We start from the raw sequence: 950 nt of genomic DNA on the forward strand, positions 1-950 counted from the left end.
AGAGTATAAGATCACACCCAGATCGGTCGGTCAAATCCTCTTAACATTGCTTCAAAACGTTCACGATCTCGCCCTGTATCTAATGGCGCCGGTTCAAGTGCAAAATATCCGGCGGCCGTCTCGGTGGAAAATCCGGGCACAGACAGGGCGTTGTCCGGCCGCTTCAAGGGGAGTAGGGCGTGCGAGCTGGGCAAATATTTTTGCCCGGCCCATAGGCTCCCTCTGTGTCTTGTCATGGGCTTCCCATATACTCAGCCATCCCCATTGGAAGGTTCGGGAATGGACGCCTCAATTCTGCTCAATCTGGACGTATTTACCCTGATGTTGATGGCCCTCGGGGGCTACAGCCTGGGATTCATCACCCTCTCCATCATCTGGTGGACCCACAGGGAAATACCCGGTCTCGGGCTCTGGTGGTGGTCCAGCCTCTGTGCCCTGGCGGCGCAATCGCTCTTCTTCATGCAGGCATTTGCCCCCCATATCGCGGGGATCTGGCTGGCCAACCTGCTCATCACCTTCTGCCTCGCCCTGATGCCACTCGCCATCCAGCGCTTCTTCGGGGAGCCGCCAAACTGGCGGGCCTTCACCCTCTTCATGCTGGTCTACCTGCTGATCCTTTGCTGGAGCGTCATCTTCAACGACAAGATGGCCCCCCGGGTGCTGCTGGCCTGCCTGAGCTACATGATGGTGGGGGCGGTGATTGTCTGGCTCATCTGGCGCCATGGCTACCCTGACTATCTGCCTGCGGTGCTGGTGTTCACCGTGGTCAACATCCTGCTCTACAGTTTCAATCTGGTGCGCATGGGGGCCCTGCTCGGCGGCGAGGTGCGGGTCCTGATGGATCAGCATGCGGTCAATGTGCTCCCCTTCCTCTCCATCTTAAATGCGAAAGGGGACTCCCTCCGACGTAGGTGGGAGGGGAATTTCGCCGGGGCGTCAGCCCCGCTGGT

1 pseudogene is annotated in these 950 nt (G+C 58.9%); it reads left to right on the plus strand.

The window, feature by feature from the left end:
* Positions 1-279 precede the first annotated feature (279 nt).
* A pseudogene (locus OKB81_RS20560) lies at positions 280-950 on the plus strand (hypothetical protein); the annotation flags it as partial.

Origin of the sequence: Aeromonas sp. QDB56 (genome assembly GCF_027705505.1) — a bacterium.
GTDB lineage: Bacteria > Pseudomonadota > Gammaproteobacteria > Enterobacterales > Aeromonadaceae > Aeromonas > Aeromonas caviae.